Origin of the sequence: Amycolatopsis alkalitolerans (assembly GCF_006152065.1) — a bacterium.
Taxonomy (GTDB): Bacteria; Actinomycetota; Actinomycetes; order Mycobacteriales; family Pseudonocardiaceae; genus Amycolatopsis_E; species Amycolatopsis_E alkalitolerans.
Genome location: NZ_VDFW01000035.1, coordinates 18,965 through 43,699 on the forward strand (window position 1 = coordinate 18,965; position 24,735 = coordinate 43,699).

General features: G+C 70.0%; 22 protein-coding genes and 1 pseudogene. 7 read left to right on the forward strand and 16 right to left on the reverse strand.

The window, feature by feature from the left end; genetic code table 11:
* Nucleotides 1–8 precede the first annotated feature (8 nt).
* Nucleotides 9–1,364, reverse strand: coding sequence for a phosphomannomutase/phosphoglucomutase (locus FG385_RS28535; RefSeq protein WP_139099901.1), 1,356 nt, complete (start codon nucleotides 1,362–1,364; stop codon nucleotides 9–11).
* Nucleotides 1,365–1,420: 56 nt separating this feature from the next.
* Complete coding sequence (locus FG385_RS28540; RefSeq protein ID WP_139099902.1) at nucleotides 1,421–1,777, reverse strand: DUF3499 domain-containing protein; 357 nt, start codon at nucleotides 1,775–1,777, stop codon at nucleotides 1,421–1,423.
* A 73-nt stretch (nucleotides 1,778–1,850) separates the two neighbouring features.
* Here FG385_RS28540 and FG385_RS28545 point away from each other — a divergent pair, with 73 nt between their 5' ends.
* The gene (locus tag FG385_RS28545; RefSeq protein WP_139099903.1) at nucleotides 1,851–2,318 is read left to right on the forward strand and encodes a metallopeptidase family protein; all 468 of its coding nucleotides are present in this window, start codon (nucleotides 1,851–1,853) and stop codon (nucleotides 2,316–2,318) included.
* Between the two features lie 130 nt (nucleotides 2,319–2,448).
* On the opposite strand, the gene FG385_RS28550 is transcribed toward FG385_RS28545, so the two are convergent.
* Nucleotides 2,449–4,317 carry a YfhO family protein gene (locus FG385_RS28550; protein ID WP_235022845.1) on the reverse strand — a complete coding sequence of 623 codons (1,869 nt, stop codon included), beginning with the start codon at nucleotides 4,315–4,317 and terminating at the stop codon, nucleotides 2,449–2,451.
* Between the two features lie 258 nt (nucleotides 4,318–4,575).
* A complete protein-coding gene (locus FG385_RS28555) occupies nucleotides 4,576–4,830 on the reverse strand; it encodes a WhiB family transcriptional regulator (protein WP_229857696.1) in 255 nt (84 codons plus the stop codon).
* Nucleotides 4,831–5,207: 377 nt separating this feature from the next.
* Between FG385_RS28555 and FG385_RS28560 the strand changes: the two genes are divergently transcribed.
* Nucleotides 5,208–5,975, forward strand: coding sequence for a site-2 protease family protein (locus FG385_RS28560; RefSeq protein ID WP_139099905.1), 768 nt, complete (start codon nucleotides 5,208–5,210; stop codon nucleotides 5,973–5,975).
* Here FG385_RS28560 and FG385_RS28565 read toward each other — a convergent pair.
* The 3 genes from FG385_RS28565 to mshB are packed head-to-tail and all read right to left on the reverse strand — an operon-like array spanning nucleotide 5,956 to nucleotide 7,752.
* On the reverse strand, nucleotides 5,956–6,648 hold the full coding sequence (locus tag FG385_RS28565; protein WP_139099906.1) for a hypothetical protein: 693 nt from the start codon (nucleotides 6,646–6,648) through the stop codon (nucleotides 5,956–5,958). The two genes, FG385_RS28560 and FG385_RS28565, sit on opposite strands and share 20 nt — an antisense overlap.
* Nucleotide 6,649: 1 nt before the next feature.
* Complete coding sequence (locus FG385_RS28570) at nucleotides 6,650–7,006, reverse strand: hypothetical protein (protein ID WP_139099907.1); 357 nt, start codon at nucleotides 7,004–7,006, stop codon at nucleotides 6,650–6,652.
* Nucleotides 7,003–7,752: an N-acetyl-1-D-myo-inositol-2-amino-2-deoxy-alpha-D-glucopyranoside deacetylase gene (gene mshB / locus FG385_RS28575; protein WP_268815951.1), complete on the reverse strand. Its 750-nt coding sequence runs from the start codon at nucleotides 7,750–7,752 to the stop codon at nucleotides 7,003–7,005. Before mshB ends, FG385_RS28570 begins: the two co-directional genes overlap by 4 nt.
* 110 nt (nucleotides 7,753–7,862) lie before the next feature.
* On the opposite strand from mshB, the gene FG385_RS28580 reads away from it, so the two are divergent.
* The gene (locus tag FG385_RS28580; RefSeq protein ID WP_139099909.1) at nucleotides 7,863–9,641 is read left to right on the forward strand and encodes an ABC transporter ATP-binding protein; all 1,779 of its coding nucleotides are present in this window, start codon (nucleotides 7,863–7,865) and stop codon (nucleotides 9,639–9,641) included.
* Between the two features lie 95 nt (nucleotides 9,642–9,736).
* Here the strand turns inward: FG385_RS28580 and FG385_RS28585 are convergent, their stop codons facing one another.
* The 5 genes from FG385_RS28585 to typA all read right to left on the reverse strand — a co-directional run bounded on the left by FG385_RS28585 (nucleotide 9,737) and on the right by typA (nucleotide 17,634).
* Nucleotides 9,737–10,666, reverse strand: a complete 930-nt coding sequence (locus tag FG385_RS28585) for an ABC transporter permease (RefSeq protein ID WP_139099910.1) — start codon at nucleotides 10,664–10,666, stop codon at nucleotides 9,737–9,739.
* A gap of 1 nt (nucleotide 10,667) precedes the next feature.
* Nucleotides 10,668–11,684 (reverse strand): ABC transporter permease, encoded by a 1,017-nt coding sequence (locus FG385_RS28590; protein WP_139099911.1) that lies wholly within the window; start codon nucleotides 11,682–11,684, stop codon nucleotides 10,668–10,670.
* Between the two features lie 173 nt (nucleotides 11,685–11,857).
* Entirely contained in the window at nucleotides 11,858–13,651 is a 1,794-nt protein-coding gene (locus tag FG385_RS28595) for an ABC transporter family substrate-binding protein (protein ID WP_139099912.1), read from the reverse strand.
* A 192-nt stretch (nucleotides 13,652–13,843) separates the two neighbouring features.
* Nucleotides 13,844–15,568, reverse strand: a complete 1,725-nt coding sequence (locus FG385_RS28600; protein ID WP_139099913.1) for an ABC transporter family substrate-binding protein — start codon at nucleotides 15,566–15,568, stop codon at nucleotides 13,844–13,846.
* Between the two features lie 167 nt (nucleotides 15,569–15,735).
* Nucleotides 15,736–17,634 carry a translational GTPase TypA gene (gene typA / locus FG385_RS28605; protein WP_139099914.1) on the reverse strand — a complete coding sequence of 633 codons (1,899 nt, stop codon included), beginning with the start codon at nucleotides 17,632–17,634 and terminating at the stop codon, nucleotides 15,736–15,738.
* 266 nt (nucleotides 17,635–17,900) lie between these two features.
* Here typA and trpS point away from each other — a divergent pair, with 266 nt between their 5' ends.
* Nucleotides 17,901–18,863 (forward strand): tryptophan--tRNA ligase, encoded by a 963-nt coding sequence (gene trpS / locus FG385_RS28610; protein WP_139099915.1) that lies wholly within the window; start codon nucleotides 17,901–17,903, stop codon nucleotides 18,861–18,863.
* Here the strand turns inward: trpS and FG385_RS28615 are convergent.
* Genes FG385_RS28615 through FG385_RS28625 form a run of 3 tightly spaced genes read right to left on the reverse strand, consistent with a single transcriptional unit; the run spans nucleotide 18,860 to nucleotide 21,269 of the window.
* Nucleotides 18,860–19,255 (reverse strand): (deoxy)nucleoside triphosphate pyrophosphohydrolase, encoded by a 396-nt coding sequence (locus FG385_RS28615; protein WP_139099916.1) that lies wholly within the window; start codon nucleotides 19,253–19,255, stop codon nucleotides 18,860–18,862. The genes trpS and FG385_RS28615 overlap by 4 nt on opposite strands.
* Nucleotides 19,252–20,550: an ATP-binding protein gene (locus tag FG385_RS28620; RefSeq protein ID WP_139099917.1), complete on the reverse strand. Its 1,299-nt coding sequence runs from the start codon at nucleotides 20,548–20,550 to the stop codon at nucleotides 19,252–19,254. The genes FG385_RS28615 and FG385_RS28620 overlap by 4 nt, the downstream gene beginning before the upstream one ends.
* Nucleotides 20,551–20,564: 14 nt before the next feature.
* A complete protein-coding gene (locus tag FG385_RS28625; protein ID WP_200834701.1) occupies nucleotides 20,565–21,269 on the reverse strand; it encodes a response regulator transcription factor in 705 nt (234 codons plus the stop codon).
* A 144-nt stretch (nucleotides 21,270–21,413) separates the two neighbouring features.
* Here FG385_RS28625 and FG385_RS28630 point away from each other — a divergent pair, with 144 nt between their 5' ends.
* From FG385_RS28630 to FG385_RS28640, 3 genes are read left to right on the forward strand one after another with little or no spacing between them, the layout of a single operon-like run.
* Entirely contained in the window at nucleotides 21,414–22,454 is a 1,041-nt protein-coding gene (locus tag FG385_RS28630) for a LolA family protein (protein ID WP_139099918.1), read from the forward strand.
* On the forward strand, nucleotides 22,451–23,461 hold the full coding sequence (locus FG385_RS28635; protein WP_139099919.1) for an ABC transporter ATP-binding protein: 1,011 nt from the start codon (nucleotides 22,451–22,453) through the stop codon (nucleotides 23,459–23,461). The genes FG385_RS28630 and FG385_RS28635 overlap by 4 nt, the downstream gene beginning before the upstream one ends.
* Nucleotides 23,458–24,318 (forward strand): ABC transporter permease, encoded by an 861-nt coding sequence (locus FG385_RS28640; protein WP_139099920.1) that lies wholly within the window; start codon nucleotides 23,458–23,460, stop codon nucleotides 24,316–24,318. The genes FG385_RS28635 and FG385_RS28640 overlap by 4 nt, the downstream gene beginning before the upstream one ends.
* Here the strand turns inward: FG385_RS28640 and FG385_RS34500 are convergent.
* A pseudogene (locus FG385_RS34500) lies at nucleotides 24,288–24,731 on the reverse strand (ABC transporter ATP-binding protein); the annotation flags it as partial. The gene FG385_RS28640 and the pseudogene FG385_RS34500 overlap by 31 nt on opposite strands.
* Between the last annotated feature and the right edge of the window lie 4 nt (nucleotides 24,732–24,735).

Consider the following 24,735-nt stretch of genomic DNA (forward strand, 5'->3'; position numbering starts at 1 on the left):
TCCGGCTGTCAACCACGGACGATCGCCAGCACTTCGTCGGTCAGCGCGCGCACCGCGTCGTCGTCCGGGGCTTCGACGTTGAGTCGCAGCAGGGGTTCGGTGTTGGACGGGCGCAGGTTGAACCACGAGCCGCCGGGCAGCTGCACGGTCAGCCCGTCCAGCTCGTCGGTGGTCACGCCCGTCCGCGCGGCGAACGCGTCCTTCACCGCCGACTGGCGGGCCACCTGGTCCTCGACCGTCGAGTTGACCTCACCGGAGGCCGCGTACCGCTTGTACTTGGCGGTCAGTTCCGAGAGCGGCCGGTCCTGCTCGCCGAGCGCGGCCAGCACGTGCAGCGCCGCGAGCATCCCGGTGTCCGCACGCCAGAAGTCACGGAAGTAGTAATGCGCCGAGTGCTCGCCGCCGAAGATGGCGCCGGTGCGGGCCATCTCCTCCTTGATGAACGAGTGCCCGACGCGGGTGCGCACGGGTTTCCCGCCGTGCTCGGTCACGATCTCCGGCACGGCGTGCGACGTGATCAGGTTGTGGATGATCGTCGCGCCCGGCTCCTTGGCCAGCTCGCGGGTCGCGACCAGCGCGGTGATCGCGCTCGGCGAAACCGGGTCGCCGTGCTCGTCGACGACGAAGCAGCGGTCCGCGTCGCCGTCGAAGGCCAGGCCCGCGTCGGCGCCGACCTCGCGCACCTTCGCCTGCAGGTCCACGAGGTTCTTCGGGTCCAGCGGGTTGGCCTCGTGGTTGGGGAAGCTGCCGTCGAGTTCGAAGTACATCGGCACGAGGTCGATCGGCAGCCCCTCGAACACCGTCGGCACCGTGTGCCCGCCCATGCCGTTACCGGCGTCGACGACGATCTTCAGCGGGCGGCTGCCCGACAGGTCGACCAGACCGCGCAGGTACGCCGCGTAGTCGGCGAGCACGTCCCGCTCGGTGGTGGTGCCCGGCTGGCCCTCGAACGCGGGCACGCCCTGCTCGACGGTGTCGCGGATCTCCGCGAGGCCCGAATCCTGCCCGACCGGCGCGGCGCCGGGACGGCACATCTTGATCCCGTTGTACCTGGCCGGGTTGTGGCTCGCGGTGAACTGCGCGCCGGCGAGGTTGAGGGAACCGGAGGCGAAGTAGAGCTGGTCGGTGCTCGCGAGGCCGATCGAGACGACGTCGAGGCCCTGCGAGGTCACGCCCTCGGCGAACGCGCGGGCCAGTTCGGGCGAGGACTCGCGCATGTCGTGACCGATGACGACGGCCGGCGACTCGGGCTTGATCAGCAGCGCGAACGCGGCGCCGAAATCGCGCACGAGCCCGGCGTTCAGCTGCTCGCCGACCACTCCACGGATGTCGTAGGCCTTGACGATGGCCGACAGGTCTGACACGCGCTTCTCCCCGGCAGTTCGACGGATTCAGATGCCGGAAAGCGTACCGGGGATGGTTACGAGATCGGATCCGGCAGCACCCGCAGGTGGCCGCGGCGCCCGGAGGTGCCTTCGGGCTCCGGCGGCGGCGCGGGGCGATCGGATCGGCCGGCTTCGCGGACCGCTTCGGCGAGCGCGGTGAGCTCGTCGTCCGAGCGGTCCGGTTCGGCGAAGGAGCCCTCGTGGCGGACGACCTCCCAGCCCTTGGGGACGGTCAGCCGGAGCGCGTGCTGCTCGCACAGGTCGTAGGAATGCGGCTCCGACGCCGTCGCGAGGGGACCGACCACCGCGGTCGAATCGCTGTAGGCGTAGGTCAGCGTGGCGACAGCGGGCTGGAGGCACCCCGTCCGCGAACACTTTCGTACGCTCGACACGAACACGGACGATACTGCGTCCCGGCGGGAAGCGCGCGAAGGCACACCGGGGCGAGCGCTGTAACCTTCCGGTGTGTCCACCGCGCGCAGTTTCCGGCACCAGCGGCACGTCCGCCGCGACCGCCACGGTCGTGGTCTGCGCGGACCGCTGTACCCGGCTTCGCTACCGGCCGCGGCGAGCCGGGCGGAGAAGTTCGACCAGCTCGTGCTGGATCAGCTCGAGCCGATCGAGGCGCGCTGGCGTGACCAGCTGACGAAGCTCGACGTCGCGGTGGACGACGTGCCGGAGGTGCGCGGGCGCGACCAGCTGGCGCAGGCCGAGGGCGTGCTCCACGACGGTTCGGTCCCGCTGTCGCGACTGGTCCCCGCCGGGATGGACCGTACGGGCCTGCCCACGCGGGCCCGCGTCGTGCTGTACCGGCGCCCGCTGGAGGCGCGCGCGAAGGATCCCGGCGAGCTGGCCGAACTGGTGCACGACGTGCTGGTCGAGCAGATCGCGGGCTACCTCGGCGTCGAACCGGACGTCATCGAAGGCGAGTAGCGAAGGCCGCGATCTCGTCGAGCCCCCGACCGTGCAATGCGGGGCGACGTCCGGCAGGGGCGTCAGGCCGTGCCGCCACAGCCGGTCCTGGAAGCGGCCTCGGCCGCCATCCTGGCCGCGAGCGCGGGCGTCACCGCGGGCGGGCCGGGATCGGGATCGCGGTCATCGCGGCGAACAGCGCCGCCGCGACCTGCACCAGCAGCAGCACGTCCCGCAGCGTCGACGGATGTTCGATGCTTACCTCGGAGGAAGCCGCCGGCAGCGAAACGGCCACCTGGTGGCCCCAGGCCGGCACGATGGGCTGCGGCTTGCCGTCGACCGTCGCCTGCCAGCCCGCTTCCAGTTCGGCCGACAGCACCAGCAGCCGCCCGGCGATCCCGTCCGACACCCGCACCCGGACGTCCGGAAGCGCGGCGTCGACGGGCGTGACCCCTTCGGAACTGGATGGCGACGAAGACGTTACGGCCTGTTTCGCGATGCCCGGCGGTACGAGCACCACCTGCCCCGACGGCGCGAGCAACCGCAGTACCGTGCGGCCTTCCTTCGTCGGCTGGACGGCGACCGCGAGGTCGGGGGCCAGCGTGACGATCGGGCCCGGCCCCTCGCCGGGCGGCAGCACGACGAACAGCGCACCGGATGCCGTCGCGCCCTCCAGCGCCGCCCGCGTCGCTCCCGAGGACGGCTGTCGCAACGCGCTCTCCCAGGTGGCGAGGCGGCTGGGCGTGCTCGCGGTCACCGCGATCTGCTCGTCGCCGAACCGCGGGAGCCGCCCGCCGGTCTGCCGGGTGAGCACGTCGCCGAAGCCGATGGCCAGCACCGACCGGCCTGTGCGGGCAAGCTCGTCTGCCTGAACCGAGGCCAGCCGGTCACCACCGCCTGAGCGGACCGGCCCGCCTCGGCCGGCAAGCACCGCCCCTGTCGCGAGGGCGAGGATCACCAGCACCGCGCCCGCCGCGGCGAGCTTCCGCAGCACCGCGACCGGCGGGCCCTTGGCCAACGCGGTGAGCACGATCCACAGCAGCCCGGCGCTGATCACGAGCAGCGGCACCCCGGTGAACCCGGCCGAGTCCGCTCCGCCCTGCAGCGGGCTCACCGGCACCAGCAGCACCACCGCCAGCCCGCACGCGCCGAGCACGAGCACCCCGAGCCCGGGGCTCATGAGTGCCCTCGGCCGGATCGCGACCGCGAAGATGGCCGCCACGACCACCGCGACCCCGATCGGCCACGCACCGGCTCCGGCCGGGTCGAGGCCAACCAGGTCCGCGGCCGGCGGCGCGGGCGCGGGACCGCTCAGCCCGTGCAGGACCAGCGAAGGCTGGTTCACCAGCACGGTCGGCCAGGGCAGCAGCAGCACGAGAGGCAGCACGACCACGACCACGACGGACGCGATCCGCCTCAGCAGGCTCTTGCCCGGTGGGAGAACCACGAACCCGACGACGAGCCCGAGCAACGCGAGTCCTTGTGCCAGTGGGGAAAACGCGCCGAGCACTGCTACGCCAACGGCGCACGCCGACGAGGCGGGCAGCCAGCCCGCACCGGTCCGCGCGAGCAACCCCGCGATCCCGGAGATCACCAGCGGCAGCACGATGTGCACGACGACCACGTCGAGCCGGCCTTGCGCCACCGAAGCGGTGGCCGCGGGGAGCAAGGCGTACCCGGCCGCGGCAGCGACTCGCGACCAGCGGGACGCGGGCAGTTTTCGCGTTGCGGCGTAAGCGGAAAGTCCGGCGAGTGGTGCGTCGCCGATCAGGAGCACGGCCACGAGCGCGTGCGGTCCCCCGATCGGGGTGAAGATCGCGCCGAGGGCGCCGAGAACGGCGAGCGAGGCCGGCGCCGCGCTCGCCGTGCCGCCGCCGATCTGGTGCCAGCCCGACAGGTACGTCGTCCAGAGCTCACCGAGCGAGCCGACGGGCAACAGCCGCCCGCCCGCGAGGTCGAGACCAAGCCGGGACCCGTTGACCACCAGCCCCAATACCGCGAGCACAAGGAAAAGGCTCACCGGAGGCCCTACCCGGCGGACGAGAGACTCGTTGTCCGGCGCCGAATCCCTGACCGAGCCATCAGCCTCTGCCACGTGATGCACCGCACCAAACTACGCACCGCGACCACCACGGGGGTCCGGGGGGCTTGCCCCTGGCGGGAGTTTGGGGGTTCGACCCCCAAAGGACACGAAGAAACGAGCCCCGGCGAGCTGGCTCGGGTGCGGGTGTCCCGCAAGAACACCGTGCGAGCAGATCTCAGCCAGCTCGTTTCGACCTCACACAGCGCGTTTCTTGAGCTTGCGACGCTCCCGTTCGGACAGTCCGCCCCAGATGCCGAAGCGTTCGTCGTGGGCCAGGGCGTACTCGAGGCACTCACCCTTCACTTCGCAGCCCTGACAGATTCGCTTGGCCTCGCGGGTCGAGCCGCCCTTCTCCGGGAAAAAGGCCTCCGGATCGGTCTGCGCGCACAGCGCGCGGTCCTGCCACTCCGGCGGCTCCGCGGGGTCGAAGATGTCGGCGAGCTCGCCCAGCTCCGCGTCCGGGCCCGCTCCCCAATCCACGACCTGCCCCCATTCCCGTCCATCTGCTTCCAACCGCACTTCCGCCTCCTCTGCTTCCACGCACTCCCCAGGCTGGCGGTGTTACTGTCGATCTTCACCAATCCGACCGGCACTCACGGCGATCCGCTTGGCGTAGGCCGGCTTCCGGTTGATCGGTGCCGGCCTACTTTCGGTCGGATTGGCGAAGCCGCCCCCGACGCCCCTTCCCGCGTCGAATGACAGCAATGTGATTACACCCGTGTAATGCGGCCAGGTCAAGCCGAGTACCGAGTTTGGGGGACCCTCATGCCCCGACGCGCAAGGGGACACGCCGACAGCGACCCGCACGGATAAGACAGACTGTGGTCGTGCAGCGATCAGCGGTCCGCCCCAGTCCTCTCTTCTTCGCCATCCTCGCCCTCGCCATCGCGGGCGGCCTGCTGGCGGCGTTCAGCGACGCGACGAGCACCCGCGATCCGATGCTGATCGCCGGTGTCTTCATCCTGATCGTCGGCGGGTGGGCGGTGTCGCTGACGCTGCACGAGTTCGGGCACGCGTTCGTCGCCTACAAAGGTGGCGACCATTCGGTGCTCGGCAAGGGGTACCTGAACCTCGACGTGCGGCATTACACCGATCCGGTGCTCTCGCTCGTGCTGCCGCTGATCCTGCTGGCCATCGGCGGCATCCCGCTGCCCGGCGGCGCTGTCTGGATCAACCGGTGGGCGCTGCGGTCACGGGGCATCTCGACCTGGGTCTCGCTGGCCGGGCCGCTGAGCAACCTGCTGTTCGGGGTGCTGCTCACGGTCGCGGTCGCCTACATCCCGATGCCCGTCGGGCTCGCGATCGGGCTGTCGTACCTGGCGCTGCTGCAGGTGTTCGCGTTCGTGCTGAACATCCTGCCGATCCCGGGCCTGGACGGCTTCGGCGCGATCGAGCCGTACCTGTCGCCGCAGACGCGCGAGTTCGCCGCGAAGGTGCGCCCGTGGGCGCCGCTGGCCCTGTTCGCGCTGCTGTTCGCGGTGCCGAACGTGGCCGCCGTGTTCCAGGACCTGTCCGGGTTCGTCTACGAGGCCATCGGCGGCGACCGCCAGGACGCCTATGCCGGCCAGATCACCTTCATGTTCTGGCGGTACTGAACCACAGGTCCGCGCGCTGCGCCACGCGTCCGAGGCCGGTGCGCTCGGCCCAGTAGTCGCCCACCATGCCCACGACCGGGAGCATGCCGACCGCCCGCTGGTAGAAGCGGCCGCGCGGACGTTTCTCCAGCTCGCCGGACACGGCCAGCAGTGAGCGGCCCATTCGCCACAGCGTGCCGGCAGCACTCTTGAGGGTGATCTTCCGGCCGTGCCGCTCGCCGAACTCACCGGCGAGTTCCGCGGCCTCGGCGTCCTCCGTCGGCTCCTTCCCCGCCGCGAGTTCCGGATCGACGTCCCGTTCGAACAGGACCCAGGCGACCATCCGCACCTGCTCACCGACGTCGTCGATCCCGTGCTCGCCGGCGATCGCGCACAGGAGCAGGCCCTGAGCGCTCGCCCCGAGCGCGTCCTGCACGGGCAGCCTGTCCGCGAGCACCCCGCCGATCCCGGGGATCGCGGTCACCAGCGAGGTCAGCCGCCCGACCCGGTTGACCCACCAGTCGGTGCGCCGCCCCGTGTCCATCGCCGACCAGGCGGGCGTGCCGGGCAGGCGCACCGCGGCCAGGCCTGCCAACCGGCCAGGGCCGCGCATCGCGCCGAGCACGGGCGCGGCCGCGCGCACGAACGGGCGCAGCACCTTGACGATCTGCCGGTCGGAGATGGCTTCGGCCACGTCACGTCCTCCCCGGAAGCGCCAGTGACCCGCCCAGTGCGAGCGCCGCGGGCAGCGCCCCGCCCGCGATCAGCAGCAGCCCCCGCCAGTCCTGGACCAGCACCAGATCACCGCCAGGCCCCGTCAGCCCGAGCACCACGATGGTGAGTACCCACAGCGCGAGCGGGGCCGCCGCCGCCTTCCGATGCACGAGTTTCCCGGCCTGTATGACCAGCAGCGGCGTGGTGACGATCGCGACGAGGACGGTGAACGGGATCGGCACCGTGCCGCCGGCGCGTAGCGGCAGGAAGAACAGTTCGAGCGTGGCCAGCAGGACGGTGTCCACGAGCAGCAGCACGAGCAGACCGTTGCGGCTCATCCCAGCCCTCCGAACAGATCGGTCCCGGCACCTTCGCGGGGGCCACGGACCAGTGTGAAGTACTCGGCTTCGCCGATCGGCTGAGCCACCCCGTTGGACAGTGCGAACTCCGGCGGGTCGACCGTGACCTGCGTCGCGTGGGCACGCAGTGCCGCGATCTTCGCGCCGAGGTACGGCCGGATGTCGATGGTCGTGGTGATCGCGGCCGCGGGCGCCTCCGGCGGCAGCACGGCGCCTCCCCCGGCGGCGATGTGGAACACCCGCGTCGCGGAGTCCGCGACGGCCATCGTGATCTCGTGCGCGCGGATGTGATCGGGATGGCCGTAGCCGCCGAACGAGTTGTACGTCACCAGCACGTCGGGCCGCATCTCGTCGACGATCGTCTTCAGTTGCAGCACCTGCTCGTCCAGCGGGCCTGCGGCGAAGGCACGCGGATGATCGGCGGCGGCGGTGCCCGCCATCCCGGAGTCACGCCAGCCGCCGATTCCCCCGAGAAACCGGTGTTCGGTGACGCCCAGCTCCCGTAGGGCCGCGGACAGTTCGCCGGAGCGGTATCCGCCGAGCTGGTCGCCCGCCCACGAGCCGAGACCGGCCAGTTCGGGCGGGATGATCTCGCCCTCCTCGCCGAGCGTGCAGGTCACCAGCAGCACCTCGGCCCCTTCGGCGGCGTAGCGGGCCATGGTGCCGCCCGTCGTTATCGTTTCGTCGTCCGGATGGGCATGGACCAGCACTAATCGACGGCTCACCGATTCAGAATATTTACCCTGCCCGAACCCTCGTCGATGCATCCTCGGATATCCTCGCGCCAAGTTGCGCTGAACAGCGAGGAACGTTCAACCCCCACGAAGGGCCACTGGTGAGCACAGAAGCGACGACGGCGAGGCTGGCCGCCTCGGGCTCCGTCCTGTCCATCGCCGACCTCAAGATCACCTTCTCCACCGAGGACGGCGTGGTCGAGGCGGTCAAGGGTATCGGTTTCGACGTCAAACCGGGCGAGATCGTCGCGATCGTCGGCGAGTCCGGTTCGGGCAAGTCGGTGACGTCGATGTCGGTGCTCGGGCTGCTGCCCAAGACCAGCAAGATCGAGGGCGACCTTGTCCTTGAGGACCGTGAACTGGCCGGCCTCAAGGACAAGGACATGCGGAGGATCCGCGGTAACGACATCGCGATGATCTTCCAGGAGCCGATGAGCGCGCTGAACCCGGTGTACACGGTCGGCTGGCAGATCCGGGAGGCGTTGCGCGCGCACCAGGACATCTCGCGCGAGGCGGCCGACAGGCGTGCCATCGAACTGCTGGACATGGTGGGCATCCCGAACCCGGCGGAGCGGTTCAGGCAGTACCCGCACCAGCTCTCCGGTGGTCTGCGCCAGCGCGTCGTCATCGCGATGGCGATCGCGTGCGATCCGAAGATCATCATCGCGGACGAGCCCACCACCGCGCTCGACGTGACCGTGCAGGCGGAGATCCTCAGCCTGCTGCGCAAGCTGCGGGACACGCTGAACACCGCGATCGTGCTGATCACCCACGACATGGGTGTCGTCGCCGACCTCGCGGACCGGGTCGTGGTGATGTACCAGGGCGAGATCGTCGAGCAGGCGCCGGTGCACGACCTGTTCGCCTCGCCGAAGGAGGACTACACCCGTCGCCTGCTGGCCGCCGTGCCGGTGCTGGGGCAGCGTCCGGAAGGCCGCCGCCTGCTGGACGACGCGCCGCTGGAAACGGACTCGGAGGAACTGGCGAAGGTCGCGGAGGAGATCCGCATCGCGGACGCCGAACTCGAGTCCCAGATCAAGACCGACGCGCCCGCGCTGGAGATCAAGGATCTCGTACTGGAGTTCCCGGGCAGGCGCGGTCAGGCCAAGAACCGCGCGGTCGACGGGGTTTCGCTGCACATCGACAAGGGCGAGATCCTGGGCCTGGTCGGCGAATCGGGTTCCGGCAAGTCCACTGTGGGCCGGTGCGCGATCCGGTTGCTGAAGCCCACCGAGGGCACGGTTTCGGTCGCGGGCCGGGACATCACCGGTATGTCCACGAAGGACCTTCGGCCGCTGCGCCGGTACTTCTCGATCGTGTTCCAGGATCCGGCGTCCACACTGGACCCGAAGATGACCATCGGCGAGTCGATCGCGGAACCGATGGCGCTGCACAAGGCTTTCGCGGGCAGGGAACTCAACGACCGCGTCACGTCCCTGCTGGACAAGGTGGAGCTCTCGGGCCACTACCGCAACCGGTACCCGCACGAGCTGTCCGGCGGCCAGCGCCAGCGCGTCTCGATCGCCCGCGCGCTGTCCCTGGATCCGCAGTTGCTGATCGCGGACGAGCCGACCTCGGCCTTGGACGTCTCGGTGCAGGCGCGGGTGCTGGACCTGTTCCTCGGGCTGCAGCAGAGCCTCGGGTTCGCCTGCCTGTTCATCAGCCACGACCTCGCGGTGGTGGACCTGCTGGCCGACCGGGTCGCGGTGATGCAGCACGGCAAGCTCGTCGAGGTCGGTGCGCGGGACCAGGTGCTGCACAACCCGCAGCAGGACTACACCAAACGCCTCCTGTCCGCCGCCCCGGTGGCCGACCCGGTCGTGCAGGCGCAGCGCCGGGCCGCCTGGGAGGCCGGCAAACTCGCCCCCATACCCGACTGACCCCCTCCCTCCCCCCCGGGGGCGCCTGGGGGTGGAGGGGAAAACGAGAGCGCCCTTCCCGCGGGGCGGGAAGGGCGCGGTTCGCCGGGCTGGGGTCAGGCTTTCATCCGGCGCTGGCGCGGGTCGAAGGCGTCCCGGAGGCCGTCGCCGATGAAGTTGATCGACAGCGAGATCAGCACCAGCACGACGAACGGGCCGAAGAACAGCCACGGGCGCGTCTGCACCTGTGCGTAGTTCTCCAGGATGACCCGGCCGAGCGACGTGTCCGGCGGCTGGACACCGAGGCCGATGAAGCTCAGCGCGGCCTCGACGAGCACGGCCTGCGCGACCGCCAGCGTCGCGTTCACCGTGATGCTGCCGACCATGTTGGGCACGAGATGCCGGAAGATGATCCGTCCCGTGCCCGCGCCCGCGGCCTTGGCCGCCTCGACGAACTCGCGCTGGGACAGCGCCATCGCCTCGGCCCGGGTGATCCGGGCGATCGGCATCCAGGCGAACAATGCCAGCACGATCGCGACCACGAACCAGCTGCCGTGCCCGAACACCTTCGCCATGATCGCGGCGGCCGCGATCTGCGGGATGATCAGGAACAGGTCCGTCAGCCGGGACAGCGCGGAGTCGGCGAACCCGCGCAGGTACCCGGCGAGCGAGCCGAACACCACCCCGATCGTCGTGGCCACGACCGACACGACGACCGCGATCAGCAGCGAGAACTGGGTGCCGCGCAGGATCTGCGCCACCATGTCCTTGCCGATCTGCGTCGTGCCCAGCGGGAAGTCCGCCGTCGGCGGTGAGAACGACGGGAAGCTGGCGTCCTCGTAGTTGTGCGGCCAGAAGATCGGCATGACCACCGCGATCAGCGTGATCAGCAACAGCACCGCGGCGCTGATCATGGCCAGCTTGTGATGGAGGAACTTCCGCAGCACCAGCCTGCCCTGGCTGACCGGTTCCGGAAGTGCTTCAGGCGGAAGGGTGCCTTCGCGCTGAGCGGCCGAGGCCGCCTCGCCGGCAACCAGTGAGTTCATGTCAGCCAACGCGAATCCTCGGGTCCATGATGCCGTACATGAGGTCAGCGATGAGGTTGGCCACCACCACCATGACGGCGACGACGACCAGCCAGCCCATCAGCATGGCAGGATCCAGATGGTTGACCGAATCCACCAGCAACGTGCCCATCCCGTGCCAGTTGAACACCGTCTCGGTGATGATCGCGCCGGTGAGCACCTGCGCGAAGTTCACCGAGAACAGCGTGGCGACCGGAATCAGCGCGTTGCGGAACGCGTGCCGGAAGACGACGCGCGAGCCGGAGATGCCCTTCGCCCGCGCCGTCCGCACGTAGTCCTGGTTCAGCGTCTCCAGCATCGACGCCCGCTGGAACCGGCTGTACGCGGCGAAGCTGATCGCCATGATGGACAGGGTGGGTAGCAGATAGGCACCCGAGTATTTGGCCAGGAAATCCCCGAACCCGCTCGAGGTGAGGTTTTCCGGGCTCGTAGTTCGCAGCCAGGGATTGCCCAGCCAGTCCGTGAGACCCAGATCGCGCACCCAGCCGTTGACCTGGATCGCGTAGGTCTTCAGGACCACCGCGACACAGAAGATCGGCATCGAGAACAGGAAGAACGCCAGCGTGGTCGCGATGTAGTCGAGGATCGAGTACTGCTTGACCGCGGCGAGCACACCCACCGCGATACCGATGATCAGGGCGAGGACCTCGGCCCCGACCACCAGCTTGACGGTGACGCTGAAGGCACCGATCACCTTCGGGAACACCGGCTGCATGGCGTTGCCCTGCGCGACCGAGACACCCCAGTCGCCCTGCAGGAAGTGCCAGAGCCAGTAGAAGTAGCGTTCGAAGACCGGCTTATCCAGACCAAGCTGCTGCGCGGTCTGCGCGATGGCCGCGGGGTTGATGTTGGGGCGCCCGCGAAGCTCCGCCAGCGGATCCCCGACCGAGGCGATCGCCATGAACACCAGGAAGGTCCCGACCAGCAGGACCGGGATCGAGATCGCCAGCCGGCGAAGGACGTAGATAACGAGATTCAACGAGATAGCTCCTCATCCGGGCCTGGCCGGAAGTATGCAGCCGCGCCCGGTGTCCACCGTACTGGGGGTCGCCCAACGGTCGACAGCTACTTCCGCTGGAAATCCGGGGGCCGGGGGTTCGTGGCCCCCGAGCCCCCGGATTCCGCCAGGGTCATTCGGTCAGTGGGAGAGGGTTACTTCTTCTGCTCCCACTCACCGGCGTTCCACAGCGCACCGTTGTACGACTGCATGTAGACCTTGTCGATGCCCTGGAACGCCCACATCGACGGGGTCGCGAACAGGGGCAGCGAAGCGTAGTCGTTCGCCAGGTCCTGGTCCGCCTGCTGGTACGCCTTGGTCGCCGCGGCGTCGTCGGTCGCGCCGAGCGCTGCCTGGAACGCCTGGTCGACCTTCGGGTCACTCAGCGCCTGGTAGTTCTGGCTACCGCCGCTCTGGAAGATCGGCACGGTCTGCGACTTGAACGGAGCCGAGGACCAGCCGAACAGGGCGATGTCCCAGTTACCCGTGCTCAGGTGACCACCGCTGAAGAACGCCGGGTCGTTGTCGTTCTTGACCTCGATGCCCGCGGCCTTGGCCTGGGACTGGATGATCTCGACCGTCTGGTCACGCCGCGCGTTGTTGTTGTGCGAGATCTTGACCGAGAACCGCTGGCCGTTCTTCTGGTAGATGCCGTCGGCCCCGAGCGTCCAGCCGTCGGCTTCCAGTGTCTTCTTGGCCGCCGCGGCGCCCTGCCCCGCCTTGGAGCTGTAGAGGTCCTGGAAGCCGGCCTCACCGGGCTGGTACAGCAGGCTGTTCAGCGGCGTGACGTCCGACTGGACCTCCTTGAGGAGCTTGTCGGTGATCTCCTTGCGGTCGATCGCCTCGAACAGCGCCTTGCGCGCCGCCTCGTCCTTGAGCACCGGGTTCTTGTAGTTCAGGTCGATGTGCTCGTAGGTCAGCTGAGGCGCGGAACCGTAGACCACACCCTGCGCGGACAGGCCCTTCAAGGTGTCTGCCGCGGTCGCGTCCGGCTGGGTCGACGCCACGACCTGGATCTCGCCGTTCTGCAGCGCCGTCGCCATCGCCTTGGTGTCGGAGAACGCCCGGACGATGATCTTGTTCGGGCCGCCCTTCGCCCCCACCCAGTTCGGGTTCTTCTCCAGGGTGACGGACTTCTGGTTCTCGTCGTAGGCGGTGATCATGTACGGACCGGAGGCCGGGTCGAGCTTCGCGTCGAAGCCCTTCCAGCTGTTGGTCCAGAAGTCGCCGGCCTTCTTCAGAATCGCCGGGTCACTGGTCGGCGTGACCTTGGTGATGTCCGGAATGCCGGTCTGCTGCTCCAGGATGTGCGCCGGCAGCATCACGCCGTTGTCGAACAGGCCCTTGTAGTCGGTGTAGGGCTGCTTGTAGGTCGTGACGAAGGTGAGGTCGTCCTTGCACTCCGCCTTGTCGATCAGGTCGTAACCCGTCGTCGACACGGCGTTGAAGTCCTTGACCTTACCGCTGTCGGCCAGCCACGCGAGGTAGTAGTCCTTGCAGTTCCAAGGCGCGCCGTCGGACCACTTGACCCCGGGGTGGATCTTGTAGGTCACGGTGTAGGGGTTCGTGGAGGTCACGTCCCAGGAGTCCAGCACGTCGGCGTTGCGCAGGACCTTGTTGTTGCCGTCCAGCACGTCCGAACCGGACAGCACCTGGTTGATGATGTAGATGTTGTAGGACGTGTTCGTATCCGGCGTCACGTTGTTGTAGGCCGAGAACGTGTCGTCGATACCCACCGTGACCGGACCGTTCCACGACGGTACATCGGCTAGTTTGAATGTGCCGGCTTGGGCGTTTTCCGCCTTGCCGACCGCCATGCTCTTGATGTCGGTGCTCGAACCGTTCTGGTCCGTGCCCCCGCTGCCGCCACTGCCGCCACTGCAGGCGCTCAGCACGAGCGCGGCAGCCGCGGCCACGGTAACGGCCGAAGCTGCTTTCCATTTTCTCATTTACGTGTGCCCTCCTAGCACTGGGCTAACGCCCACACCGCTCCTGCGCGTTAGGCGGGAGCTTATGTCACGCCGAATGCACGCGTCGGCGCACTGCGGGAGAACGGTAGAAAGATGAGCACAAAGAGTCACCACCCCGGGAACGATTGTGACCAAAGGGTGACTTCCACCTAACATCGCGACATACGTTGGTTACTTGCCGCCACGTGTCCAATTCACCGCGGACCCGAACGGCCCAACCATCGCAGGGCCCGGCGTTACGCCGGAAATGCCCGTTCCGATGGCCAGGGTATTCGCCAGCTGGAACAGCGGGATCACCGTGTGCTGTGCCCACAGTTTCGGTTCGAGATCGGCGAGGGCGTCCTTGAGCGGCTCCTGCCCGGTGAGCGCCTCGTCGATCGTGGGCTGCAGCCCGGCGTCGCAGATCCCGGCGGGGTTGGCTGGCACCACGGGCGCCGTCGACGTGCTCGTGGTCTGCCCGGGGGTGCAGCCGAACGTCGAGGCGAGCACCGTCGCGGGATCCCCGCTGACCGGCATCGGCACCACGGCGACGTCCACCCCGACATCGCCGGAACCGTTCGAGCTGGGCTGTGCTCCCTGGTTGACCGGCATCGCCAGCAGGTTCGAGAACAGGTCGTGCGGCTCGGGGTTGACGGTCGTGACCTGCACCCCCGCCGCGGTGAGCTCACGCGCGAGCTCCTTCGCGATGCTCGCGTACGGCTCCAGCTCGCCGGGCGAGGCGACGACGAGCGACAGCGGCTTGGCGTCCTTACGCCAGGTGCCTGCCTCCTGCGTATAACCGGCCTTCTGCAGCAGCGACGCCGCTTTGGCCTGGTCCGGCGCCGATCCGTCCCCGGGAATCGTCCCGGCATAGCCCGGCACCGCGGGGGCGAGCACCTGCGCGTCCGCGCGCAGCCCCGCCGACGGACCGCCGCCCGTGCCCTCGTCGATGAGCTTGTTGCGGTCGATCAGCGCGGCGACCCCCGCCCGGACGTCGTCGTCGGTCAGCACGCCGTTTACCGGGCGCAGCAGCACGTCGGCCACCCGCGGGCTGGGCACGGTGTGGACCTGGACGCCGGCGCCGATGTCCTGCAGCAGCTTGAGGCCGGTGGCATCGGTACGGGACACCACGAACTGCTCGTTGCCACTGTGCAGCGCGGTGGCGAGCCCGGCCTCGTCGGAGCGGCGAAGGACGATCTGGTCCACGGCCGCCGGCTTGTCCCAATAGCGCTCGTTGCGCTCGAGAATGATCTCGCCGCGGGCGGTGTCGAGCTGCTTGATGGAGAACGGGCCGCCATAGGCCGGAAAACTGCTCCGCAATGCCCCCTGCCAGCCACCTGGAGCGTCTTTCAGCAAATGCTGGGGTAACAGGTCGGAGAACAGCGTGCGCCAGCCAGGATAGGGCTGGGAGAACGTCACCTGAACGCCCTTGCCACCCTCGCTCGGCTGGATGTTCGCGATGAGCCGGTAGCCGGCCGGTTCGACCACGCCGGGCTGGGTGCGCATGGCGTCGGCGAGGTAGACGAAGTCCTCGACCGCGATCGGGGCGCCGTCGGACCAGGACGCGTCCTGGCGGATCTCGTAGGTCACCGTGAACGGCGCCTGGGAGGTCACCGACGCCGAGCGCATGAGCGTGGTGTCGAGTTCGTACTGGCCGTCGTCGCGCTGGCGGAAGACCGACGGCAGCAGCAGCTGCGAGAGCGCGGTGGTCATCGTCGACTGGTCGGCGAGGTTGTGCGGGTTGTAGCCGCCCGAGATGTGGTCGACCCCGACCACGATCTGTGACGGGCCCGGCTTGACCGCGGTGGTGGACTGCGCTGCCGGCGAGGTGACCACGGGCGGCGGCGGGTTCGCCGTGCACGCGCCGAGGACGAGACTGAGCGCCAGCGCTGATGCCACCGCTCCTCTTGTCCGCACACTGCCTCCCCAGGCGCTGAGCACATGATGGTGTCACAAGGCCGGTTACCCCGGCATGAAGCCCGCCCGGCACCGTATCGGGTGGACGCTCGCCACTCGGACCGGGTTCCGGTTTCCGCACACGAAAAAGCCGGCCTCCCGGGCGGGAAGCCGGCTTCGCGGGGCGTTTACCGGGCCAGGCTCTTGGCCCGCGAACGCTCCTTCGCGCGCTGGCTGATGTCCAGCGTCACCTTGCGCACCCGGACCACCTCGGGCGCGACCTCGACACACTCGTCGACGGCGCAGAACTCCAGCGCCTCCTCCAGGCCCAGCTTGCGCGGGCGCGCCAGGCGCTCGAGCTCGTCACCGGTGGAGGAGCGCATGTTGGTGAGCTTCTTCTCCTTGGTGATGTTGATGTCGAGATCCTCTGCGCGCGGGTTCTCCCCGACGACCATCCCCTCGTACACCTCCGCGCCCGGCTCGACGAAGAAGGTGCCGCGGTCGGCCAGCTGGATCATCGCGTACGCGGTGATCGGGCCCGACCGGTCGGCCACCAGCGAACCGCTGTGCCGCGTGCGGATCTCGCCCGCCCACGGGAAGTAGCCCTCGAACACGTGATTCGCGATGCCCGTGCCACGGGTCTCGGTGAGGAAGTCGGTGCGGAACCCGATCAGGCCCCGCGCGGGCAGCACGTACTCGAGCCGGATACGGCCGGTGCCGTTGCCGGCCATGTGCTCCATCCGTCCCTTGCGGGCGGCCATGAGCTGGGTGATCGAACCGAGGTGCTCCTCGGGCGAGTCGATCGTGAGCCGCTCGAACGGCTCGTGCAGCTTGCCGTCGATGGTGCGGGTGACCACCTGCGGCTTGCCGACGGTCAGCTCGAAGCCCTCGCGGCGCATCTGCTCGACGAGGATCGCCAGCGCCAGCTCGCCTCGCCCCTGCACCTCCCAGGTGTCCGGGCGTTCGGTGGGCAGCACCTTGATGCTCACGTTGCCGACCAGTTCCTGGTCGAGCCGGGCCTTCACGAGGCGAGCCGTGAGCTTGTCGCCGCCGCCCCGGCCGGCCAGCGGCGAGGTGTTCACGCCGATGGTCATGGAGATCGCGGGCTCGTCGACGGTGATCCGTGGCAGCGCCGCCGGGTTGTCCATGTCGGCGAGCGTGTCACCGATCGTGATGTCCGGGATGCCCGCGATGGCGACGAGATCACCGGCCGCGGCCTCCTGCGCCGGCACGCGTTCGAGCGCCTCGGTAACCAGCAGTTCGGAAACGCGCACGTTCTGCGTCGATCCGTCCGCGCGTAGCCACGCCACCGTCTGGCCCTTGCGCAGCTTGCCCGAATGGATGCGGATGAGCGCGATCCGGCCGAGGAAGTTGGACGCGTCGAGGTTGGTCACCAGCGCGCGCAGCGGGCCAGTGACGTCCGCGGCCGGCGGCGGCACGTGGCGCAGCAGGGTCTCGAACAGCGGGTCGAGGTTCTCGCTGGCGGGCAGCGCGCCGTCGGCCGGCCGCTCGAGGCCCGCCCGCCCGGCGCGCGCCGACGCGTAGACGACCGGCAGATCGAGCACCGCGTCCAGATCGGCGTCCTCGATGTCACCGGCGAGGTCGAGCAGCAGATCGTGGGTCTCCTCGACGACCTCGGCGATCCGGGCGTCGGGCCGGTCGACCTTGTTCACCACGAGCACCACCGGCAGGCCGGCCTCGAGCGTCTTGCGCAGCACGAAGCGCGTCTGCGGCAGCGGGCCCTCACTGGCGTCCACCAGCAGGAGCACACCGTCCACCATGGACAGGCCGCGCTCCACCTCACCGCCGAAATCCGCGTGGCCGGGGGTGTCGATGACGTTGATGGTCACCGCGCCGTCCGGGGTCTGGCGGTGGATGGCGGTGTTCTTGGCCAGGATGGTGATGCCCTTTTCACGTTCGAGCTCACCGGAGTCCAGCACGCGGTCGACGACCTCGGCCCGTTCGGCGAACGCGCCGGACTGGCGGAGCATGGCATCGACCAGCGTGGTCTTGCCATGGTCGACGTGTGCCACGATGGCGACGTTGCGGAGGTCCGTGCGGACCTTCTCGGCGGTGGCTGCGGGCACGCGAAGGCTCCTGGGTACGAGAGGTCTGAGGGAGACGCCGGAGCCTGCTCTGGCCACGGACAGTCCATACCAGGATACCGCCACCCCCTATGTGATCAGCGCCACGCTGTAAAGTAGCGGTATGCGCAGCTTTGCAGGACTGTGGTGGCCGCCCTCGGGCGGCTGACCGCTGTGCGCTGACACAGATACCAGGGCCGCCCTCGTGGGCGGCCTTTTTCGTGCTCGAAGGTCTCCCCGCGGTCGGCACGAACGACGGGGAACACGACATGAGACTGTCCGGCATCACGCCCTCGGGCCACGCCCAGCTCGGCAACCACCTCGGCGCGATCGCGCGCTGGGCCGCCGACGGTGCACCCGAGGATCTCTACTTCGTCTCGGATCTGCACGCGATGACCACGACGCACAATCCCGCCGGGCTGCGCGGGCGGGCCGGTGAACTGCTCGCCGTACTGATCGCCAGCGGAATCCCGGCGGAACGCGTTTTCGTCCAATCCGATCTCGCGCGCGAACTGGGCGCGCTGACCTGGGTGCTCGAATGCACCTGCAGCTACGGCGAGGCCGCGCGGATGATCCAGTTCAAGGAGAAGGCGGGCGGCCAGCACGGGGTGCGGCTGAGCCTGCTGACCTATCCCGTGCTGATGGCCGCGGACATCCTGCTGCAGGGCGCGGACGAGGTGCCGGTCGGGCAGGACCAGAGCCAGCACGTCGAACTGGCGCGGGCGCTCGCGAGGCGGTTCAACTCGACCTACGGCGAGGTGTTCACGATCCCGGAGCCGGTGCTGCCGGTGACCGGCGCCCGCGTGCGCGACCTGGCGGACCCGACGCGGAAGATGTCCAAATCCACCCGCGACTCCGCGGGGGTGGTGTTCGTGCTCGACGAACCCACGCTGATCCGCCGGAAGATCCGCCGCGCGGTGACGGACGCGCAGCCGGCCCCGGCCTACGACCCGGAGACACGGCCAGGGGTGTCGAACCTGCTGGAGATCCTCGGCGCCTGCACGGGAACGACGCCACAGGAGGTGGCCGCGGAGTACACGTCGTACGGCGCGCTGAAGGAAGCGGTCGCGGCCGCGGTGATCGAGACGCTCCGGCCGGTCCGCGAGCACACGCTCGCGCTGCTTTCGGACCCGGCGGAGCTGGACCGGGTGCGCAAGGCCGGCGCGGTCCGGGCGGCCGAACGCGGTGAGCACCGGGTCAACGCCGCGCTGCGGTTGATCGGAGCCGGCTAGGGTACGCCGACCAGCAGACCGTGCAGCGCGGGGAGCAGCTCCAGATCCGCGGGCAACCACGCCAGCTCGTCGAGCGCCGACGCGTTGATCCACCGGATCCCGGTGTGTTCCAAGGCTTTCGGCTGTGCCGACGGGTCGTCGAGCGACGCCGCGTACACGCGGAGAACGAGGTTCGCCCGCAACGGGACGTCATCGCCTACGCGGTCGCCGACGGTGACTTCGACGCCCAGTTCCTCGACGCATTCGCGCCGCAGCGCCTCGGCTTCGGTCTCACCCGGTTCGACGCGTCCGCCGGGAAGCTCCCACCGCCCGGCCACTTCCGGCGGGTAGGCGCGCTGCTGGGCGAGCAGCGCATCGCCGCGCACGATCGCCGCTCCCACGATGACTCTCACGGAGCGGAGACGTTACCGGCCCGGCGCCAGCTCACCTGGAAGCGGGCACCGCCCTCGGGCGACTCGCCCACGGTGACCCGGCCACCGCGCCGGCGCACCGCCTCCGCGACCATGGCGAGCCCCAGCCCGCTGCCGCCCGAGGACCGCGACCGGTCGTCGGACACCCGGTAGAACCGGTCGAAGACCCGTTCGCGATGCTCGGGCGGCACTCCCGGCCCGTCGTCGTCGACGACCACCCGCACCGTCGAATGCCCCGCCAGCACGGACACCACGATCTGCGACCGCGCGTACCGGCAGGCGTTGCGCAGCAGGTTGTTCAGCACGAGTTCGACCTCGGCGTGGGCCGCGTACGCCCACGCCGAACCGACCACGCCGTTGACCCGCGTCACCGGCGAACCCGGCGGCATACGTTTCGCGGCGGCACGCGCTTCGGTGACGAGCTCGACCGGTTCGGCCGGCTGCATCTCCCCCGCGTCCGACCTGGCGAGCGCGAGCAACTGGTCCAGCAGCGCCGAAAGCCGTTCCGCTTCGGCCAGCACGTCCGCGAGCGTCTCCTGCGCCAGCTCGGGGTCCGGGTTCGCGACGGCGACCTCGGCCTGCACCCGGATGGACGCGACCGGCGAGCGCAGCTCGTGTGCCGCGTCGCCGGTGAACCGCCGCAGCCGCCGGCTCACCTCCTCCTGCCGCGCGAGCAGCGCGTTGAAGTCCACGGCGAGCGCGCGCAACTCGTCGTCGGCCGCGGGGACCGGCAACCGCTCGCCCGGCGGCAGCGCGCGCACGGACCGGCGCATCCGCGCGACCGGCCGCAGCGCGATCCGCACGATCAGCCAGGTGGCCGCCGCGGCCAGCACCGCGCCGATCAGCGCCGCCCCGAGAAGCCAGCGCGAACCCGTGTGCACCGAGGACTCCAGGCCCACCAGACCGGTCCCCGCCACCACGAGCCGCAGCGAACCATCCGTGGTGGTGACCGCGGCACCGCGCCAGTACATCATTCCACTGTGGACGGACTCGCCCGCCTCGAGCGCGCGGATCTGGTCCGTCCCCAGACCGGCCACCGGGGGCCGGCCGTCCAGCGGAGCGCCGGCCGTGTCGAGCACCCGCAGGATCACCCCGTCGGCAGGCGCGGGCAGGCGGCCGTCCGACACGGCGGCGCCCGCCGGGCCGAGAGCCTCACCGAGGTCCTGACTCGCCGAGGACATCCGCAACGGGCCGAGGCCGCGCCCGGCGAGCACCGCGAGCCCCAGGAGCACCGCCAGCGTGACGATCGCCGCGGGCACGGTGATGCGGAGCCACATCGGCCAACGTGAGATCACCCCGGAAGAACCTCGTCCAGCTGCGCGTCCGAGGCGAGATACCCGTGCCCCCGCACGGTCCGCACGAGGGCACCGGCGCCCACCGCGTCGAGCTTCCGCCGCACGTACCCGACGTACACCTCGACCACGTTGCGCGTCGCCGCCTGCTCGTCACCCCAGACCGCCCGCAGCAGCTCGTCCTTCGTCACGACCGTGCCCGCGCGCCCGACGAGCACCTCGAGCAGGCCGAACTCGCGCGGGCTGAGCGCGACCGGTTCGCCGCGCCAGCGCACCTCGCGCGCGGCCCTGTCCACCATCAGCCCGCCGATGCGCAGCGGCCCGCGCGCGGCCTCGCTCTGCGCCCGCCGCAGCACCGCACGGACCTGCGCGACCAGCACGACGAACGAGAACGGTTTGACGAGATAGCCGTCGGCGCCCAGATCGAGCCCGTCGGCCTGGTCGACCTCGCCGTCCTTCGCCGAGATCATCAGCACCGGGGTCTGGATGCCCTCGGCACGCAACTGCTGGAGCACCCGGTAGCCGGACAGGCCGGGCAGCATGATGTCGAGCAGCAACACGTCGAAGGATCCGGTCTGCGCCAGCCGCAGGCCACCCGGCCCGTCGGGGGCGGTCACCACGTCCATGCCCTCCGCGCGCAGGCCGCGGTGCAGCGCCTTGCGCACACCCGGCTCGTCGTCCACCACCAGCACCCGAGGCTTCACGTGCCCAGGATGCACCGTCTTCGCTGGCCGCGCGCCTGTTCTCAGCTGTCTCTCAGCCTCTCAGGGCCATCTCAGGGGGCAGGAGGGAGCGTTCTCGGCGGGGAACGAGCACACTGGGGCTCGCACGACACAGGGAGATGTTCGATGCAACCGAAGACGAAGGCCATCACGGCGGCGGTCACCGGTTCGGCGCTCGGGGTCGCGGGGCTGGCCTGGCTGGCGATGCCCGCGAGCGCGGGTGAGGCGCCGACCCTGCCCGCGATCAGCGCCGACCAGCTGGTGCAGTCGGTGCTGAGCACCAAGACACCGGCACTCGACGGCACGGTGCAGGTCGACAACAACCTCGGCCTGCCGACCACGACGCTGCCCGGCGGCATGAGCCTGAACGTGGACGCGGCGCACGTCTACAACGACGGCAACGGCAACAGCAAGCTGTCGGTCGAGCAGGGGGCCGCCGACACCACCGTGGTGCGCAACGGGAACACGGTGTGGACCTACAACTCCAAGAACAACAGCGCGACCAAGTCGACACATCAGGACGCGCAGGCGCCCTCGGAGGTCCCGAGCGATCCGGCGTCCGCCGCGACGCAACTGCTCGCGAAGGTCCGCCAGAGCAGCACGGTCAGCGTCGACGGGACGGCCCGGGTCGCCGGCCGCCCGGCGTACGAACTGGTGCTGACGCCGAAGCCCACCGAGCACACCGTCCTGCGTGAAGTCCGGGTCGCGATCGACGCCGAGAAGCGAGTACCGTTGCGGCTCGCCGTGATGACGTACGGAACCAACGACCCGGCGCTGCAGATCGCGTTCAGCGACATCGAGTTCACGCCGCAGCCGGCGAGCGAGTTCCAGTTCACCCCGCCGCAGGGCGCGAAGGTCACCGAGGAGCAGCCGCGGGTGCCCGGCAGCCACGCGGCCGGTGACGTCACCGTGGTCGGCGACGGCTGGGACAGCGTGGTCACCGGCACGATCCCGCCGGGCACGCTCGCCCCGCAGCAGGGCAGGCAGGGCCAGACCATGAACCCGCAGGCGCTGCTGCGGCAGTTCGGCAAGCCGGTCAGCGGGCCGTTCGGCACCGGTTACCTGATCACGACGAAGGCGGGCGGCGCGCTGATCACCGACGACGGCCGGTTCGCCGCCGGTGCGGTCACCGAGCAGACGCTCGTCGACGCGCTGGGCACGAAGTGACCACATCGTTCGACACCGACCAGGGGGCGGGCGTCACGGCGCCCGCCCCGGCTCCGGCACTCGCGGCGCGAACCAGGGGGTTGCGCAAGCTGTACCGGAGCACGGTCGCGGTGGACCAGGTCGATCTGGACGTGCCCGAGGGCGCGGTGCTGGGCATGCTCGGGCCCAACGGGTCCGGCAAGACCACCACGATCCGGATGCTGCTCGGCCTGGTCCGCCCGACCGAAGGCGAGGTCGAACTCCTGGGCAGGCCGATGCCCGAAGGCGCGCAGCGCGCGCTGCCGGACGTCGGCGCGCTCGTCGAAGGTCCGGGGTTCCACCCGTTCCTGTCCGGCCGGGAGAACCTGCGCCGCCTCGCCTCCGCGGAACCCCACCTGTCCTCTTCGGACATTCCGACGGCCGTGGAGGCGGCGCTGGAGCGGGTCGGCCTCACCGGTGCGGCGAACCGGCGGTACCGGGCCTACTCGCTCGGGATGAAGCAGCGCCTCGGCCTGGCCGGGGCGCTGCTCGTGCCACGGCGGATGGTCGTACTGGACGAGCCGACGAACGGGCTGGACCCGGCCGGCACGCGCGAGATCCGCAAGATCATCGCGGAGCTGCACGCGGACGGGGTGACCGTGCTCGTGTCCTCGCACCTGCTCGCCGAGGTCGAGGCGACGTGCACGCACGTGGCCGTGCTGCATGACGGGACCGTGGTGGCCCAGGGCGAGCTGGACGAGCTGCTCGAGTCGGGCAGCCCCGGGCTGCTGGTGTCCACTCCGGACGGTGACAAGGCGCTGGAAGCCTTGCAGGCAGGCCGGATCCCGGCGAAGCTCATCCCGGACGGCGTCCGCGCGGACCTCACGACGGCGACCGCTCCGCAAGTCGTCGAGACACTGGTGCGCGGCGGCGTCGCGGTGCACGAGGTGAGGCGTGAGCGTACCGGGCTCGAGGATCTGTTCGCCCGGCTGACCCAGCACGAGGACGGCGGCGAAGGGCTGTCCGAAGTGGACGAGGTGACGGCATGACGGCGGCGACACTGACCGCGGGACCGGCGCGCACGACCGTCCCGCTGGTTCGCCTTTACCTGGCGGAACTGCGCTGGATCTTCCGCCGCCCGCGCACGCTGGTGGTGCTCGGGCTGCTCGCGCTGATCCCGGTGATCGTCGCGATCGCCCTGTCGATCGGGCGGTCCACCGGCGAGGGCCCGGGGAACGGCGGGGTCAGCCTGCTCACCAGCGCCACCGCCAACGCACTGGTCCTGCCGGTCGCCGTCCTCGCGTTCACGCTGAACCTGTTGCTGCCGCTGGTGACCGCGATGTCCGCGGGCGACGCCCTTGCCGGTGAGCTGTCACACGGCACGCTGCGGGGCTGGCTGCTCGCGCCGGTCAGCCGCGGGCGCCTGCTGCTGGTGAAAGCGCTCGGGGTCGGGACGTTCACGCTCGCGTCGGTCGTGCTGATGGCCGTGGTCGCGCTGATCGCCGGGCTCGTCATGAACGGCACCGGCTCGCTGTTCACGCTGTCCGGCACGACGCTTTCGTTCGGCGCCGCGCTGGAGCATATCGCGATCGCCTGCGGGTGGGTCACCCTCCAGCTGTGGGCCATCGGCGCGGTGGCGCTGGCGATCTCGGCGTGCACGGAGCATCCGATGCTGGTCGTGGTCTCGATCCTCGCGGGCACGATCGTCTCGGGCGTGCTCCTGCTGCTGTCCTCCGTGTCCTGGCTGCACCCGTTCCTGCTGCCGAAGTCCTGGGATTCGCTCGTCGACGTGCTGCGCGATCCGAGGCCGGGCGGCGGCCTCACCGAAGGCGCCGTGCGGGCGGTGTGCTACCTCGTCATCGGGCTTTCCCTTGCCTACGCCCGGATCACCACGAAGGACGGTTGATCCCCGGCGTCGAGTCCGAGCCGGATCTCGTCCCCCGGGTTGAGGTCCGCGTCCACCGGCGCGACCGCGTCGACCGTCCACTCGCCGGTGCGCACGCGCAGGCGGACGTGGTCGCGACGGTGCACTTTGGACAGGATCGCGCCCGGCGCGCCCGCGGTGGCGGGATGCAGCGCGTGCGGGCGCAGGCCGAGCCGGACGGGCCCGTCCGGCTCGTCGCGGGTCAGCTCACCGAGCGGGAAGCGGATCACGCCTTCGCTTGCCTCGCCGTCGAAGAACGTGGTCACCCCGAGGAAGGCCGCGGTCTCCACGTCGGCCGGACGTCGCCAGACCTCGCGCACGGCGCCGAGCTGACGGACTTCTCCGGCGCGCAGCACGGCGACCCGGTCGGCGAGGGTGAACGCTTCCTCCTGGTCTCGG